The organism is Pseudomonas sp. RIT288, from assembly GCF_000631985.1.
Taxonomy (GTDB): Bacteria; Pseudomonadota; Gammaproteobacteria; order Pseudomonadales; family Pseudomonadaceae; genus Aquipseudomonas.
Window position 1 is genome coordinate 38158 of the sequence record NZ_JFYN01000011.1, and the last position, 15391, is coordinate 53548.

A 15391-nucleotide genomic window follows, 5' to 3' on the forward strand; every position below is an offset into this window, starting at 1 on the left:
CCTTTTCAGATGACCGCTACCGGCTGCACATCGGCCGCCAGCAAGCGCTTGATTTCGGGGACACACGAACCGCACTGCGTGCCGCATCCCAGTTGTTGTTTGAGGCCTTGCAGATCGAGACCCTGGCGAATTCCGGCACACACCGCGCTATGGCTGACGTTTTGGCAGTTGCACAGGGTTTTGTCGGCTGCGGTCCGGACTCCGGCGCTGCCCGGCGGCGCGCTCATCGGCGCCAGCAGCCAGCGTCGCAGTTGTTCATCGGCGCGGCCCTCCAGCCACAGCCCCTGCAGCCAATGCTGGGCCAGGGTTTCGCCGGCCAGGCGGATCGCGGTGATGCGGCCGTTTTCGATGCGCACCCGTTTGCCGATGGCGCGACGCGGGTCGTCGTAGGCCAGCACCGGGCCGTCGAGCAGTGACAGACACTGGTCGATATCGCGCAGCAGTTGTGGCTCCGGCGCCGTGGCGCTGGCTGCGCGTATCAGCAGCGCGGGCCGTTCACGTCCGGCAAGGCTGAGGCTGACGTAGGAAAACGCCTCACACAGCGGTCGTAGCGTCTCGAAATGCCGTTGAACATCGCCTTCGATGAGTGCGAAGAGCTGCCATGGCAGCTTCACAGGCTCCAGGCGCACGCCGCTGTGCTTGAGTTCGGGCTGCTTCGACAGCGGGTCGAAGGCCGCCACGGTCAGGCTGTTTACTCCGCCCTTGAGAAAGCGCTCGCCCCAGTGCATTGGCAAAAAGGCCTGGCCCGGACGCACGCCGTCATCGCTGCCGACCGCCACAATCACCGCACCGCGCCGACTCTTCAGGTTGACCAGATCCCCCGGCTGCAAGCGTTGTCGGCGTAATTCGTCCGGGTGCAGGCTTAACAGCGCTTCGCCGACGTGACCGAACAACTGCGCCGCGGTGCCGGTGCGGCTCATGCCGTGCCATTGATCGCGCAGGCGGCCGGTGATCAGGGTCAGCGGAAACCGTGCATCGCGTTGTTCTTTGGCCGCGCAATAAGGATCGGCAACAAACTGCGCACGACCGTTGGCCGTGGGAAAAATCCCGTCGCCATACAGGCGTGCCGTACCTTGCCGGGCGCCGGCGGGGAAGGGCCATTGCTGCGGCCCCAGTTCATCGATCAATTGATGGCTGATGCCCGACAGGTCCAGATCGCGTCCATGGGTCAGTTGTTTGTATTCGTCGAACAACTGCGCCGGGTGTTGGAAAGCAAACAGGCTCGGCTGATGCGGGCGCAGACGTTGCTCCAGCCGTTGTGCGAAATCCACGGTGATCGCCCAGTCCGGCCGCGCTTCACCGGGTGGGAGAATGGCCTGGCGCACGTGGGAAATGCGCCGTTCGGAGTTGGTCACCGAGCCTTCCTTTTCGCCCCAACTGGCAGCAGGCAACAGCAGGTCGGCGAAGGGGGCGGTTTCGGTGGTGCGGAAGGCTTCCTGCAACACCACGAACGGACAGGCCTGCAGCGCCTCGCGAACCGCGTGTTGATCTGGCATGGACTGCGCGGGGTTGGTGCAGGCAATCCACAGCGCCTTGATCTGGCCACTGCGCATCTGCTCAAACAGCTCGATGGCGCTCAGGCCGCTGTTTTCAGGCAGTTGATCGACCCCCCAATAGGCTGCCACTTCGGCGCGGTGCTCGGGGTTGGCTGCCTCACGGTGACCGGGCAGCAAATTGGACAGGCTGCCGGTTTCCCGCCCGCCCATGGCATTTGGCTGACCGGTCAGGGAGAAAGGTCCTGCACCCGGGCGGCCGATTTGGCCGGTGGCCAAGTGCAGATTGATCAACGCGCTGTTTTTTGCACTGCCAGCGGTGGACTGATTCAGGCCCATGCACCATAGCGACAGGAAACTCGGTGAGGTGCCCACCCATTCCGCGCACTGCTGCAGTTGTTCGACACTGATCCCGCACAGTTGCGCAACCATTTGCGGGGTGTAGTCGCGCACCCGATTTTTCAGCTCAGGCAAACCGTCGGTGTGCGCCTTGATGAAGTCGCGGTCGATCCAGTCTTCCCACAGCAGCAGATGCAAAATCCCATGGAACAAAGCGACATCGGTGCCGGGTAGAATCGCCAGATGCAAATCTGCAAGCTCACAGGTGTCGGTGCGCCGGGGATCGATGACGATGACTTTCATTTGCGGCCGGCGCGATTTTGCCTCTTCAAGGCGTCGGAAAAGAACCGGGTGGGCGTAGGCCATGTTACTGCCGGCGATCATCACACAATCGCTCAGCTCCAGATCCTCATAGCTGCACGGCGGCGCATCGGCGCCGAGGCTGCGCTTGTAACCGACCACCGCCGACGACATGCACAGCCGGGAATTGCTGTCGATGTTGTTGGTGCCGACCAGCGCTCGTGCCAATTTGTTGAAGGCGTAATAGTCCTCGGTCAGCAACTGGCCGGAGATGTAGAACGCCACGCTGTCCGGGCCGTGTTCGGCGATGGTCTCGGCAAAGACCTGGGCCGCGTGATCCAGCGCCGTATCCCAGTCACAACGGCTGCGGGCCAGGCTTTTGCCCAGACGCAGCTCCGGGTACAGCGCCCGGGCGGCCAGATCGCCGGTCAGGTGCAGGGTCGAGCCTTTGCTGCACAATTTGCCGAAGTTGGCCGGATGCGCCGGATCGCCGCTGACGCCGAGAATGCGCTCGCCGTCATGCTCGATCAGCACGCCGCAGCCGACGCCGCAGTAGCAGCAGGTCGAGGCGGTCGTCTGCCGGTTCATCAGACCGCATCCCGCAGTGCCAGCTGCACGCGGCCGTTTTCGACTCGGGCCGGATGATGGTGCGCGCAGCCGATGTCCGGAGCCTGGGCCTCGCCGGTTTGCAGGTCGATCTGCCAGTTGTGCAACGGGCAGGCCACGCGTTTGCCGTAGATCAAACCCTGTGACAGCGGCCCGCCCTTGTGCGGGCAGCGATCGTCGAGGGCGAAAACTTCGTCGTCGCTTGTACGAAAAATCGCGATGTCACCTTTCGGCCCGGCAATGATCCGCGAACCGAGGGCGTTGATCTCTTCCAAGGCACAGATATCGAGCCAATTCATGCCGGCACCTCCAGGTTTTTCACAGGGATCACGTCGAATTCTTTCTTCAATTGCGGCTGCGCCAGACGTTCTTTCCACGGGTCCTGTTCGAACGACAGGGAGAATTGCAGGCGCTCATTCAGGGCCTTCCGACGCTCCGGGTCTTCAAGCACGGCTTGCTTGATGTGCTCCATGCCGACCCGTTGCAAGTAGTGCACGGTGCGTTCGAGGTAGAAGGCTTCTTCGCGATATAGCTGCAGAAACGCGCCGTTGTATTCGCGAACTTCCTCGGCGGTTTTCAGCTTGACGAAGAACTCGGCGACTTCGGTCTTGATCCCGCCGTTGCCGCCGATGTACATCTCCCAGCCGGAGTCGACACCGATGATTCCTACGTCCTTGATCCCCGCTTCCGAGCAGTTGCGTGGGCATCCGGAGACAGCGAGTTTCACTTTGTGCGGCGACCACATGTTGAACAGGTCGTGCTCCAGTTCGATGCCCAACTGCGTCGAATTCTGCGTGCCGAAGCGGCAGAACTCGCTGCCGACGCAGGTTTTCACGGTGCGGATGGATTTGCCGTAGGCGTGGCCGGAGGGCATATCGAGGTCCTTCCAGACGCCCGGCAAGTCCTGCTTCTTGATCCCCAGCAGGTCGATGCGCTGACCGCCGGTGACCTTGACCATCGGTACGTTGTACTTGTCGGCCACGTCGGCAATCCGGCGCAATTCCGAGGGGTTGGTCACGCCGCCCCACATCCGTGGCACCACCGAATAGGTGCCGTCCTTCTGAATGTTGGCGTGGGCGCGTTCGTTGATCAGGCGCGATTGCGGATCGTCCTTGGCTTCGCCGGGCCAGGTGGAAATCAGGTAATAGTTCAGCGCCGGACGGCAGGTGGCGCAGCCATTCGGGGTGCGCCAGTTGAGGTAGCTCATGATTCCGGCGATGGTCAGCAGATGTTGTTCGCGGATCGCCTGACGAATCTGCCCGTGGTTGAGGTCGCTGCAACCGCAGATGGCTTTTTCGCTTTTCGGTTTGACGTCCGCCGCGCCGCCGACGGTATTGATCAGGATCTGCTCGACCAGCCCGGCGCAGGAGCCGCAGGAACTGGCAGCCTTGGTGTGCTTCTTCACTTCATCGACGCTGAACAGGCCGTGTTCCTGAATCGCCTTGACGATGGTGCCTTTGCATACGCCGTTGCAGCCGCAGACTTCGGCGGTGTCGGCCATGGACATGGCTTTGTCCTGGCCCTGATGTCCTACATCGCCCAAGGCGTTTTCACCGAACATCAGGTGATCGCGGATCTCGCCGATGGCGTGATTCTCACGAATCTGCCGGAAATACCAACCGCCATCTGCCGTATCGCCGTACAGACAGGCGCCGACCAGCACGTCATCCTTGATCACCAGTTTTTTGTACACACCGCCGATCGGGTCGGAGAGGGTGATGGTTTCGGTACCTTCGCCGCCCATGAAGTCGCCGGCGGAAAACAGGTCGATGCCGGTGACTTTCAATTTGGTCGAGGTCACCGAGCCCTGATAGCGGGCGAAACCCAGTTGCGCAAGGTGGTTCGCGCAGACCTTGGCCTGTTCGAACAGCGGTGCCACCAGGCCATAGGCGATGCCGCGATGGCTGGCGCACTCGCCGATGGCATAGATGCGCGGATCGTAGGTCTGCAGGGTGTCGTTGACCAGAATCCCGCGATTGCAGGGGATGCCGGCCCGTTCTGCCAGTTCGGTGTTGGGGCGGATGCCGGCGGCCATCACCACCAGATCGGCAGGGATGATCTCGCCGTTCTTGAATTGCACCGAGCCGACCCGGCCATTGCCCGCGTCGTGCAGGGCCTGGGTCTGCTCGCACAGACGAAAGTGCAGGCCACGGGCTTCAAGCGCCGTTTGCAGCAGTTGGCCGCTGGTCTTGTCCAGCTGTCGCTCCAGCAGCCATTCGCCGATGTGCACCACGGTGACGTGCATGCCACGCAGCATCAGGCCGTTGGCGGCTTCGAGGCCGAGCAGGCCGCCGCCGATGACCACCGCGTGTTTGTGGGTTTTGGCGGTGTCGATCATCGCCTGAGTGTCGGCGATGTCGCGGTAGCCGATTACGCCCTGCAAGTCATTGCCCGGAATCGGCAGGATGAACGGTGTCGAGCCGGTGGCGATCAGCAGGCGATCATATTCAGCCTCGGTGCCGTCCTCGGCGATCACCCGGCGTTTGACCCGGTCGATCTGCACCACCTTGCGGTTGAGCAGCAACTTGATGTGGTTTTCCAGGTACCAGTCGAGGTCGTTGAGGACGATCTCTTCGAAAGTCTGCTCACCGGCCAGCACCGGCGACAGCAGGATGCGGTTGTAGTTGGTGTGCGGTTCGGCGCCGAAGACCGTGATGTCGTACAGCTCGTTGCTCAGCTTGAGCAGTTCCTCCAGGGTGCGAACCCCGGCCATGCCATTGCCGATCATCACCAGTTTGAGTTTTTTCATCAGGTTCTCCGGGGAGCGGTGGCTGGCCTCTTGTGGGCAGTCAGGCCTTGCTCGACAAATGTTGCGCAAACAAAAAAAGGCGTCCCGCTAGTTGCCTAGCGAGGACGCCTTTGTCCTGGTCCCGTTCTCTCGGGAAGCCCGGCCTTCGTCGTTGAAGGCTGGGCTTTATGTATGGTGAAACGAGTAATGCAGTGGTTGTGCCAACTGGCTGGAGAGCCGTAATTGCTGGGTTACTTGATTGATTGGAGATGTCTCGCTGCACTTTCTGGAGGCGTGTTGCGCTTTTTTGGAGCGCCGGATCAAAAGATCGCAGCCTTCGGTAGCTCCTACAGGTGTACGCAATTCCCTGTAGGAGTTGCCGAAGGCTGCGATCTTTCAAGGGTGATGAAACAACACAACCAGCAGCACCAGATTCCCCAGCAAGGCCAACAACGCCAGCGTTCGCCAGACCTTCAACGGCTCACGTTCCAGCAAAGGCCTGGGTCGCACACTCAAACTGCGCCGCTCACCTTGTTCAAGCACCAGCAACCATTCCTCAGCCGTTTCAAAGCGCTGTTGCGGATCCGCCGCCACGCCACGCTCCAGACTTTGCGCAATCCATTCCGGCACGTCCGGGCGGTAGCGAGCGGCACTTACCGGCAGGCCAAATCGCGGCCGTTGAAAGGCTTCGACTTCGCCATAGGGAAAGTGCCCGGTCAGCAGGAAAAACAGGGTCACGCCCACTGCGTACAAATCCTGTTGCGCACTCGGTGGCTCGCCGCGAAAGGCTTCCGGGGCGATGAAGCTGGGCGTTCCCGGCAGTGTTGACGGTGCGTCTTCGGACAGACCGGGGCAGTACGCCAGACCGAAATCCAGCAGCCGCAACTCTCCATCGTCACCCAGATGCAGATTCTCTGGCTTGATGTCGCGGTGCAGAATTTGCCGTCGATGCAGCAGGCCCACCGCCCGCAGCAGACGCTCGGCAATGTCCTGCCATTGCGCCAGCGGTAATGGCTGGTGGTGTTGAAACAGTTGCGCCAGGGTCATCCCGGAATATTCGCGCATCACGTAGTACAAATGCTGACGCTGAGTGCCGGCATGGACTTCAGGAAAATGCCGACCGGCGACACGCTTGAGAAACCATTCTTCCGACAGCAAGGCTTGCCCGGCCAGAGGATCATCGGCCAGTCGCGCCGGCAATGTTTTCAACAACCAGCCTCGACCTTGGCCATCGATCACTCGATACAGCAGCGATTGCTGGCTCTGAGCGACAACGCCCTGCACCTGCCAGCCGTCGAACATCTGCCCGGTTTTCAGCGCTGGCGGCAGCGGCCATTGCTGTAAGTGAATCAGCGCATCGCCGATGTTCGCTTCGCCGAGCGCATCGACCCGCACCAGCAGCGCACTGGCATTGTCCTGACTGCCGGCCAGATGCGCGGCATTGACCAGCGTGTGTGCGGCGCTGTCGAGATCCGTTTGATCGCGCAGAATCGCCGCAATCGCGGTATCGCCCAAGGTCGACCACACGCCATCGCTGAGCAGCACGAAACATTCGCCCTCGCGTAATTCACCGTCGAGGAAATCCAGCACCAGATGCTGATCCAGCCCCAGCGCGCGTTTTAGCACGTGCTGCATGCCCGGCTGCTCCCAGACATGATCCTGCGAGATCCGCTGCAAACCGTCGGCCTGCCAGCGATAGACCCGGCAATCACCGACGTGGGCCAGGGTGAAACGCCGACCGCGCAGGACCAGCGCGCTGACCGTGGTCAGCAGCGGTTGCCCGCCGCCATTGGCCTGTAACCAGCGATTTTGTGCGAGCAGCAGGCGATCCAGCGCCTGGGCCACGCTCCAGGTTTGCGGCGTGGCGTAGTAGTCCAGCGCCAGTGCTTGCAGGGTCGAGCGTGCAGCCACGCCGCCGTCGGCGCATTGGCTTACGCCGTCGGCGATGGCGACCAGATAGCCTTTGCTCGCGGCCAGCGCCGGGGCGGGCGTCACCAGGCGCAGGGCGTCCTGGTTTTCCGCGCGCGGGCCGGTGGCGCTGGCTTGGGCAAAGCTCAGTTGCAGGGGCATCGACGCCTCAGACTCGCGCAGCGGTAACCGCCGCCGAACCCCAGGTGGTTCTCCAGCGGCGCTTGACCCCATGCAGACCGAACCACGCCAACACGCCGAGGCTGGCGAACAACCACAGCGCCAGTTGATAGCTGCCGGTGCTTTGCTTGATCGCGCCCATGCCGGCCGCCAGGGCAAAACCGCCAATGCCCCCGGCCATGCCGATCAGCCCGGTCATCACCCCGATCTCCAGGCGGAAACGTTGCGGCACCAATTGGAACACCGCGCCGTTGCCGGCACCGAGACCGAGCATGGTGCAGACGAACAACGCCAGTGCGGCGTAGGAACTGGGCAGGTTGAAACCGACGACGGCGATGCAGATTGCCGCTACGGTGTACATCGCCAACAAGGTGCGGATGCCACCAAAGCGATCCGCCAACGCGCCGCCCAGTGGACGCATCAGGCTGCCACCAAACACACAGGCAGCGGTGTAGTAACCGGCGGTCACCGGGCTCAGGCCGTATTGGTCATTGAAATAGCCGGGCAGGGCGCTGGCCAGACCAATGAAGCCGCCGAAGGTGACGCTGTAGAAAAACATGAACCACCAACTGTCGCGGTCGCCGAGGGCCTTGAAGTAGTCGGCCATGGCTTTGGCCTTGGGCCGCTGAGGTGCGTTTTTTGCCAGCCAGGCGAACAGCACCAGCGTCAGGATCAAGGGAATCAGGGCGAAACCGAAGACGTTGCTCCAGCCGAACGCCGCAGCCAGCACCGGGGCAATCAGTGCGGCAAACACGGTGCCGGAGTTACCGGCGCCGGCGATGCCCATGGCCTTGCCCTGATGCTGCGGCGGATACCACTGCGAAGCCAGTGGCAGCGCGACGGCAAACGAGGCACCAGCCATGCCGAGGAACAGTCCCAGAATCAGCGCCTGTTCATAACTATGGATACCGAGTTTCCACGCGCCGAACAGTGCGCAGATCACGATCACCTGACCGATCAGGCCGGCGGTTTTCGGCGACAGACGATCCGCCAGCATGCCCATGACAAAGCGCAGCACCGCACCCGCCAGAATCGGCGTCGCCACCACCAGACCACGTTGTTGCGTAGTCAGGTGCAGGTCGGCGGCGATCTGCACCGCCAACGGGCCGAGCAGGTACCAGACCATGAAACTCAGGTCGAAATACAGAAAGGCTGCGAACAGGGTCGGGGTGTGGCCGGATTTCCAGAAGCTTGAATTCATCGCGCACCTCAGCTGAAAAGAGTCTCGAAAGGAGTCACAGCAGGTGGAGCGCCGCCACGGCCGCACCACCGGCCCCGAGCTGTGGGGCCAAAACGCAAAAACGCCGCTACCTGATACGCCGGTGGGGCGAACGGGTGAGCGACGTCTTTGTCGTGGGTGGGCAACCGCCGTTGGTTACCTGTGCTGAATGCCTAGCCAGATTTGTGCCAAGGATCAAAAGATCGCAGCCTTCGGCAGCTCCTACAGGAAATTGAGTGCCTCTGTAGAAGCTGCCGAAGGCTGCGATCTTTTGCTCTTCAATCAGCCGAGCAGCTCACTCATGGCAATGATCTGCTCCGCCACCTGAATCAGTTTCTGCTGGCGGCTCATGGCCTGGCGGCGCATCAGGGTGTAGGCCTCTTCTTCGTTGCAGTCCTTCATCTTCATCAGCAGCCCTTTGGCCAGTTCGATGCGTTTGCGCTCGGCCAGTTGCTGGTCGCGGGCCACTAGTTGCGCGCGCAACGCCTGATCGCTTTCGAAGCGCGCCATCGCCACATCGAGAATCGGCTGCAAGCGCTGAGCGTGGATGCCTTCGACGATGTAGGCACTGACTCCGGACTTGATCGCCTGACGCATCACCCCCGGGTCATGTTCGTCGGTGAACATCACGATCGGCCGGGGCTGGTCGCGGCTGACCAGCACCACTTGCTCCATGACATCGCGGCTCGGTGACTCGGTATCGATCAGAATCACGTCCGGGCGCACCGTTTCGACGCGCGCCGGCAGGTCGATGGTCAGGCCGGACTCATCGATGACCTCGAAACCGGCCTCGGTCAGCGCGGCCTTCAAGCGGCCGACTTTTTTCGCGGTGTCGTTGATCAGCAGAATGCGCAGCATATTGGCGGTCTCCTGTCAGCGGCGGGCGAGAAGGGCAGCGCTGTCGCTCATGGCGTGCAGCTTGAAACTGCGAGCGTAAGCGGCGGGATCGCTGCCGTCCCAGACTTTGCCATCGAGCAACTGGCTGCTGCGCATTTCCTTGCCCCAGGCCGCGACACCGACGGCGGTGGCCGCTTCGCGGTAGATGTCCAGTTGCTGAACCTGACGCGCAACGGCGAGGTAGTCGGGATCCTCGCGCAACAGGCCCCAGCGGCGGAATTGGGTCATGAACCACATGCCGTCGGACAGGTACGGCAGATTTACCTCGCCGTTGCCGTGGAAGCGCAGGGCGTGCGGATCCTGCCAGCGATTGCCGAGGCCATCGGCGTAATCACCGAGAAAACGCGGCTCGATGCAGGACAGCGGGGCATCGAGGTATTCCGGGGCGCTCAGCAACTGCGCGGTGCTGCGGCGGTTTTCCGGGTTTTGCTCGATGAAACGGCTGGCCTCGAGGATCGCCATCACCAGCGCCCGTGCGGTGTTGGGGTATTGCTCGACGAACGCGCGGGTGCAGCCGAGGACCTTTTCCGGGTGGTCGGGCCAGATGCTCTGGCTGGTGGCGAGGGTGAATCCCAGATCCTGTTGCACGGCGCTGGCCGCCCACGGCTCACCGACGCAGAAGCCATCGATACGCCCGGCTTGCAGGTGCGCAACCATTTGCGGCGGCGGTACCACCACGCTGTCGACGTCCTGCAACGGATGAATGCCCTGACTTGCCAGCCAATAATAAAGCCACATCGCATGGGTGCCGGTGGGGAAGGTCTGGGCGAAGGTCAGTTTTGCGCGGGTTTGGTGCGCGTGCCGATCCAGCGCCTCAGGACTGGTCATGCCCAGTTGCTGCAAACCGTGGGAGAGGTTGAGGCTCTGGCCGTTCTGGTTCAGCCCCATCAGCACCGCCATGTCGCTCGGCGCTACGCCGCCGATGCCCAGATGCACCGCGTAAATCAGCCCGTACAGGCTATGGGCGACATCCAGTTCACCGCTGACCAGTTTGTCGCGCAACGTCGCCCAGGACGCCTGCCGCTTGAGGTTGATCGTCAGGCCGTAGGGCTGGGTAAAGTCTTGCGTGGCGGCCACGACCACCGATGCGCAATCGCTCAGGGCCATGAAACCAAGGTTGATCACACTCTTTTCCGGGGCATCACTGCCATGGACCCAGGCCAGCGGCCCGACGGACGAATCACTCATATAAAGCCACCTTCAAAAAAAACGCCGTCCCAGGCTTTGCTCAGGCAAAACCTGCGAACGACGCCATTGTCCGTGCCCTCACGCCGTCATTGGCCGGTGGGCTGATAACCCTGAAAGTGCAAGGCATATGCCAGTCAGTCTGATTTGCCTGTGCGCCTCGCGCCGGGGGGCGATGCCCGGCTATAATCGCCGCCTCTTTTCGCCGCCCGAGTCATCGCCGCCCATGTACACCCTGGCCCGTCAGCTGTTGTTCAAACTTTCCCCGGAAACCTCCCACGACCTGTCGCTGGATCTGATCGGCGCGGGTGGACGTTTGGGCCTCAACGGCATGTTGTGCAAGAAGCCGGCGAATGTGCCGGTGACGGTCATGGGCCTGGACTTCCCGAACCCGGTGGGTCTGGCGGCCGGTCTGGACAAGAACGGCGCGGCCATCGACGGTTTCTCGCAACTGGGTTTCGGTTTTGTCGAAATCGGCACCGTGACCCCGCGTCCGCAGCCGGGCAACCCGAAACCACGGATCTTCCGCCTGCCGGAGGCCGAGGCGATCATCAACCGCATGGGCTTCAACAACCTCGGTGTGGATAACCTGCTGGCGCGGGTCGCGGCGGCCAAATACAAGGGCGTGCTGGGGATCAACATCGGCAAGAACTTCGACACTCCGGTCGAGCGCGCCGTTGATGACTACCTGATTTGCCTGGACAAGGTGTATGCCCACGCCAGCTATGTCACGGTCAACGTCAGCTCGCCGAACACCCCGGGCCTGCGCAGCCTGCAGTTCGGTGATTCGCTCAAGCAGTTGCTGGCGGATCTGGCCACGCGCCGCGCCGAACTGGCCCTGCGCCACGGCAAGCACGTACCGCTGGCGATCAAGATCGCTCCGGACATGACCGACGAAGAAACGGTGCAGGTGGCTCAGGCACTGATCGAAACCGGGATGGACGCGGTAATCGCCACCAACACCACCCTGAGTCGCGTCGGCGTCGAGGGAATGGAGCACGGTGACGAGGCGGGCGGTCTGTCCGGCGCCCCGGTTCGTGACAAGAGCACGCATACCGTGAAGGTGTTGGCGGGTGAGCTGGGTGGTCGGTTGCCGATCATCGCGGCCGGTGGCATCACCGAGGGCAAGCATGCGGCCGAGAAGATCACGGCGGGTGCGAGTCTGGTGCAGATTTACTCGGGCTTCATCTATAAGGGCCCGGCGCTGATTCGTGAATCGGTAGACGCGATCGCTGCCCTGCGCTGATCCCCTTGTGGGAGCGAGCCTGCTCGCGAAGGCGTCCGTTCAGCTAACACTTCACTAAATGACACGTCGCTTTCGCGAGCAGGCTCGCTCCCACAGGTTTTGTGTTCCTGCACAAATAAATAGTGTGTCAGGCATAAAAAAGGGCTCCTCGAAGGAGCCCCTGGGCCGCAGCCCGCCGTCCGGGAAGGACGTGCATGGTAAGTCGCTACAAATTCAGATTGTCGTGTTGCAATAAGTGCCCTGTGTCAGCCGACGGCGTGAAGTTCGTTGAGTCTGTGGATCCCCGCAGTGCCGGTCATACCGTCCCAGTTGTCGCCGCGTCCTTCTCGCCAGCCGTTGATCCAGGCTTGGCGTACCGACGGTAGAGTAAATGGGCAAAGCTCGCGGGATTTGCCACCAACGCCATATTGATATCCGCGCAAAAATGCTCTTTCCAACGGATCACGCTTAAGTCTTCTCATAGGGTGTTTCCCTCACTTGTTGACTGTTTTCGTCGCGTTGACCTCAATCGAGGTCTGGCAGAAAAAACTCTGCCGTTGGGCGGCTCGCTGCCGGCGTGGCGAGCCAAGGTGTTGACGCCGTTGCGACGTCAACCTGTGGTCAGTTCTAACCAATGAGTCACACCGAGGGAATGATCGTTTTGTCATAAGGACGTAACGAAAATAGTGCTACAGCCATAAGTAACGACCGGTTTCATGAACGTTTTTTCAGCAAACCCCGGTATGATCGGCCCCGCGCTGGATGATGGGGTTAATCCTTTAGTGAGAATGACCCACGTTTACGCTCGGTTACTAAGCGACGAAGGGTCGCTTTAAGACTTTTTGTTTCATCAACTATTTTCTCTGTCCCGGCATCTAAGCTCTTTTAACCCGAGCAGCGGGGATGGAACGGCACACCTTCGTGCCACGCGGGCGCTCTTTTAGAAAAGCGCCTGATTGAAAACCGGATCGGCAATGCGTTGCCGGTTCACTAGCCAAAGGCTCTGGAAATACCATGTCCGACCGTTTCGAACTCTTCCTCACTTGCCCCAAAGGCCTTGAAGGCCTGCTCATCGAGGAAGCCGTCGGGCTTGGCCTTGAAGAAGCCCGCGAGCACACCTCCGCCGTGCGTGGCATGGCGACCATGGAAACCGCTTATCGCCTGTGCCTGTGGTCGCGTCTGGCCAACCGGGTGTTGCTGGTGCTCAAGCGCTTCCCGATGAAAGACGCCGAAGACTTGTACCACGGCGTGCTAGACGTCGAGTGGCAGGATCACATGCTCTCCGACGGCACTCTGGCCGTCGAATTCAGCGGCCACGGCTCGGGCATCGACAACACCCACTTCGGCGCGCTGAAAGTCAAAGACGCCATCGTCGACAAGCTGCGTACTCCGCAGGGCGACCGTCCGTCGATCGACAAGCTCAACCCGGACCTGCGCATTCACCTGCGCCTGGATCGCGGCGAAGCGATCCTGTCCCTCGACCTTTCCGGCCATAGCCTGCACCAGCGCGGTTACCGCCTGCAGCAGGGCGCGGCACCGCTGAAGGAAAACCTCGCGGCAGCGATCCTGATCCGTTCCGGCTGGCCGCGCATTGCGGCCGAAGGCGGCGCACTGGCTGACCCGATGTGCGGTGTCGGTACGTTCCTCGTCGAAGCGGGGATGATCGCCGCCGACATGGCGCCGAACCTGCGCCGCGAGCAGTGGGGCTTCACCGCATGGCTCGGCCACGTTCCGGCGCTGTGGAAAAAACTCCATGAAGAAGCGGTCGAACGTGCCGCTGCCGGTCTGGCCAAGCCGCCGCTGTGGATTCGCGGTTACGAAGCCGACCCGCGCCTGATTCAACCGGGCCGCAACAACGTCGAGCGCGCCGGTCTGAGCGAGTGGATCAAGATCTATCAGGGCGAAGTCGCGACCTTCGAGCCGCGTCCGGACCAGAACCAGAAAGGTCTGGTGATCTGCAACCCGCCATACGGCGAGCGTCTGGGCGACGAAGCCAGCCTGCTTTACCTCTACCAGAACCTCGGCGAGCGTCTGCGTCAGGCCTGCCTGAACTGGGAAGCGGCGGTGTTCACCGGCGCTCCGGATCTGGGCAAGCGCATGGGCATTCGCAGCCACAAGCAGTATTCGTTCTGGAACGGCGCGCTGCCGTGCAAGCTGCTGTTGATCAAGGTGCTGCCGGACCAGTTCGTTACCGGCGAGCGGCGGACTCCGGAACAGCGTCAGGCCGAGCGCGAGCAAGCGGCCTACGATCAAACCCCGAACGAGCCGCAAGAGCGCAAGTTCAACAAGAACGGCAACCCGATCAAACCGACGCCAGCCCCGGCCCCGGTAATCGAGCAGCCACGCCTGAGCGAAGGCGGGCAGATGTTTGCCAACCGCCTGCAGAAAAATCTCAAGGCGATGAGCAAGTGGGTCAAGCGCGAGGGCATCGACTGCTACCGCGTCTACGATGCCGACATGCCGGAATACGCCATGGCCATCGACCTGTATCACGACTGGGTGCACGTGCAGGAATACGCCGCACCGAAGTCGATCGATCCGGAAAAAGCCTCGGCACGCATGTTCGACGCCTTGGCGGCGATCCCGCAGGCGCTGAACGTCGACAAGAGCCGCGTGGTGGTCAAACGCCGCGAGCGTCAGAGCGGCACCAAGCAATACGAGCGTCAGGCGGCGCAGGGCAAGTTCAATGAGGTCAGCGAAGGCGGCGTCAAGCTGCTGGTGAACCTCACCGACTACCTCGACACCGGGCTGTTCCTCGATCACCGGCCAATGCGCATGCGCATTCAGAAAGAGGCCGCCGGCAAGCGCTTCCTCAATCTGTTTTGCTACACCGCGACCGCCAGTGTGCACGCGGCCAAGGGCGGTGCGCGCAGCACCACCAGCGTCGACCTGTCGAAGACTTATCTTGACTGGGCGCGGCGCAACCTGTCGCTGAACGGTTTCTCTGACAAGAACCGCCTGGAGCAGGGCGACGTGATGGCGTGGCTGGAAAGCAGCCGCGACGAGTACGACCTGATCTTCATCGACCCGCCGACCTTCTCCAACTCCAAGCGCATGGAAGGTATCTTCGACGTGCAGCGTGATCAGGTGCAGTTGATCGACCTGGCCATGGCACGTCTGGCCCCGGGTGGCGTGCTGTACTTCTCCAACAACTTCCGCAAGTTCCAGTTGGAGGAAAACCTCGCCGAGCGTTACGCGGTCGAAGAAATCAGCGCACAGACCATCGATCCGGATTTTGCGCGTAACACCAAGATCCACCGCGCCTGGAAAATCACGGCTCGTTGACGCTCGGGCTGGTTGGATCCACAGAG

General features: G+C 61.8%; 10 protein-coding genes. 2 read left to right on the top strand and 8 right to left on the bottom strand.

What is annotated here, in order from left to right; translation table 11 throughout:
- Positions 1–5: 5 nt before the first annotated feature.
- The 7 genes from BW33_RS11345 to BW33_RS11375 form a co-directional block, all read right to left on the bottom strand.
- Positions 6–2720 (bottom strand): nitrate reductase, encoded by a 2715-nt coding sequence (locus BW33_RS11345; protein WP_047599047.1) that lies wholly within the window; start codon positions 2718–2720, stop codon positions 6–8.
- The gene (gene nirD, locus BW33_RS11350; protein ID WP_027613287.1) at positions 2720–3037 is read right to left on the bottom strand and encodes a nitrite reductase small subunit NirD; all 318 of its coding nucleotides are present in this window, start codon (positions 3035–3037) and stop codon (positions 2720–2722) included. Before nirD ends, BW33_RS11345 begins: the two co-directional genes overlap by 1 nt.
- Entirely contained in the window at positions 3034–5487 is a 2454-nt protein-coding gene (nirB, locus tag BW33_RS11355) for a nitrite reductase large subunit NirB (RefSeq protein WP_047599048.1), read from the bottom strand. The genes nirD and nirB overlap by 4 nt, the downstream gene beginning before the upstream one ends.
- A gap of 375 nt (positions 5488–5862) precedes the next feature.
- Complete coding sequence (locus BW33_RS11360; protein ID WP_047599050.1) at positions 5863–7536, bottom strand: bifunctional protein-serine/threonine kinase/phosphatase; 1674 nt, start codon at positions 7534–7536, stop codon at positions 5863–5865.
- 7 nt (positions 7537–7543) lie between these two features.
- Positions 7544–8755 carry a nitrate/nitrite transporter gene (locus tag BW33_RS11365; RefSeq protein WP_047599052.1) on the bottom strand — a complete coding sequence of 404 codons (1212 nt, stop codon included), beginning with the start codon at positions 8753–8755 and terminating at the stop codon, positions 7544–7546.
- A 300-nt stretch (positions 8756–9055) separates the two neighbouring features.
- The gene (locus BW33_RS11370; RefSeq protein ID WP_047599053.1) at positions 9056–9631 is read right to left on the bottom strand and encodes an ANTAR domain-containing response regulator; all 576 of its coding nucleotides are present in this window, start codon (positions 9629–9631) and stop codon (positions 9056–9058) included.
- Between the two features lie 15 nt (positions 9632–9646).
- A complete protein-coding gene (locus BW33_RS11375) occupies positions 9647–10858 on the bottom strand; it encodes a CmpA/NrtA family ABC transporter substrate-binding protein (protein ID WP_047599054.1) in 1212 nt (403 codons plus the stop codon).
- 223 nt (positions 10859–11081) lie between these two features.
- Between BW33_RS11375 and BW33_RS11380 the strand changes: the two genes are divergently transcribed.
- Entirely contained in the window at positions 11082–12101 is a 1020-nt protein-coding gene (locus tag BW33_RS11380; protein WP_047599056.1) for a quinone-dependent dihydroorotate dehydrogenase, read from the top strand.
- 245 nt (positions 12102–12346) lie between these two features.
- Here BW33_RS11380 and rmf read toward each other — a convergent pair whose 3' ends face one another.
- A complete protein-coding gene (gene rmf, locus BW33_RS28440) occupies positions 12347–12562 on the bottom strand; it encodes a ribosome modulation factor (RefSeq protein WP_003223300.1) in 216 nt (71 codons plus the stop codon).
- Positions 12563–13094: 532 nt separating this feature from the next.
- Here rmf and rlmKL point away from each other — a divergent pair.
- The gene (rlmKL, locus tag BW33_RS11385) at positions 13095–15365 is read left to right on the top strand and encodes a bifunctional 23S rRNA (guanine(2069)-N(7))-methyltransferase RlmK/23S rRNA (guanine(2445)-N(2))-methyltransferase RlmL (protein WP_047599058.1); all 2271 of its coding nucleotides are present in this window, start codon (positions 13095–13097) and stop codon (positions 15363–15365) included.
- Positions 15366–15391 lie beyond the last annotated feature (26 nt).

What these genes read in the sequence shown, in the direction of transcription:
- BW33_RS11345 (WP_047599047.1), bottom strand. Translation starts at nt 2,720, where the DNA reads ATGAACCGGCAGACGACCGCCTCGACCTGCTGCTACTGCGGCGTCGGC.
- nirD (WP_027613287.1), bottom strand. Translation starts at nt 3,037, where the DNA reads ATGAATTGGCTCGATATCTGTGCCTTGGAAGAGATCAACGCCCTCGGT.
- nirB (WP_047599048.1), bottom strand. Translation starts at nt 5,487, where the DNA reads ATGAAAAAACTCAAACTGGTGATGATCGGCAATGGCATGGCCGGGGTT.
- BW33_RS11360 (WP_047599050.1), bottom strand. Translation starts at nt 7,536, where the DNA reads ATGCCCCTGCAACTGAGCTTTGCCCAAGCCAGCGCCACCGGCCCGCGC.
- BW33_RS11365 (WP_047599052.1), bottom strand. Translation starts at nt 8,755, where the DNA reads ATGAATTCAAGCTTCTGGAAATCCGGCCACACCCCGACCCTGTTCGCA.
- BW33_RS11370 (WP_047599053.1), bottom strand. Translation starts at nt 9,631, where the DNA reads ATGCTGCGCATTCTGCTGATCAACGACACCGCGAAAAAAGTCGGCCGC.
- BW33_RS11375 (WP_047599054.1), bottom strand. Translation starts at nt 10,858, where the DNA reads ATGAGTGATTCGTCCGTCGGGCCGCTGGCCTGGGTCCATGGCAGTGAT.
- BW33_RS11380 (WP_047599056.1), top strand. Translation starts at nt 11,082, where the DNA reads ATGTACACCCTGGCCCGTCAGCTGTTGTTCAAACTTTCCCCGGAAACC.
- rmf (WP_003223300.1), bottom strand. Translation starts at nt 12,562, where the DNA reads ATGAGAAGACTTAAGCGTGATCCGTTGGAAAGAGCATTTTTGCGCGGA.
- rlmKL (WP_047599058.1), top strand. Translation starts at nt 13,095, where the DNA reads ATGTCCGACCGTTTCGAACTCTTCCTCACTTGCCCCAAAGGCCTTGAA.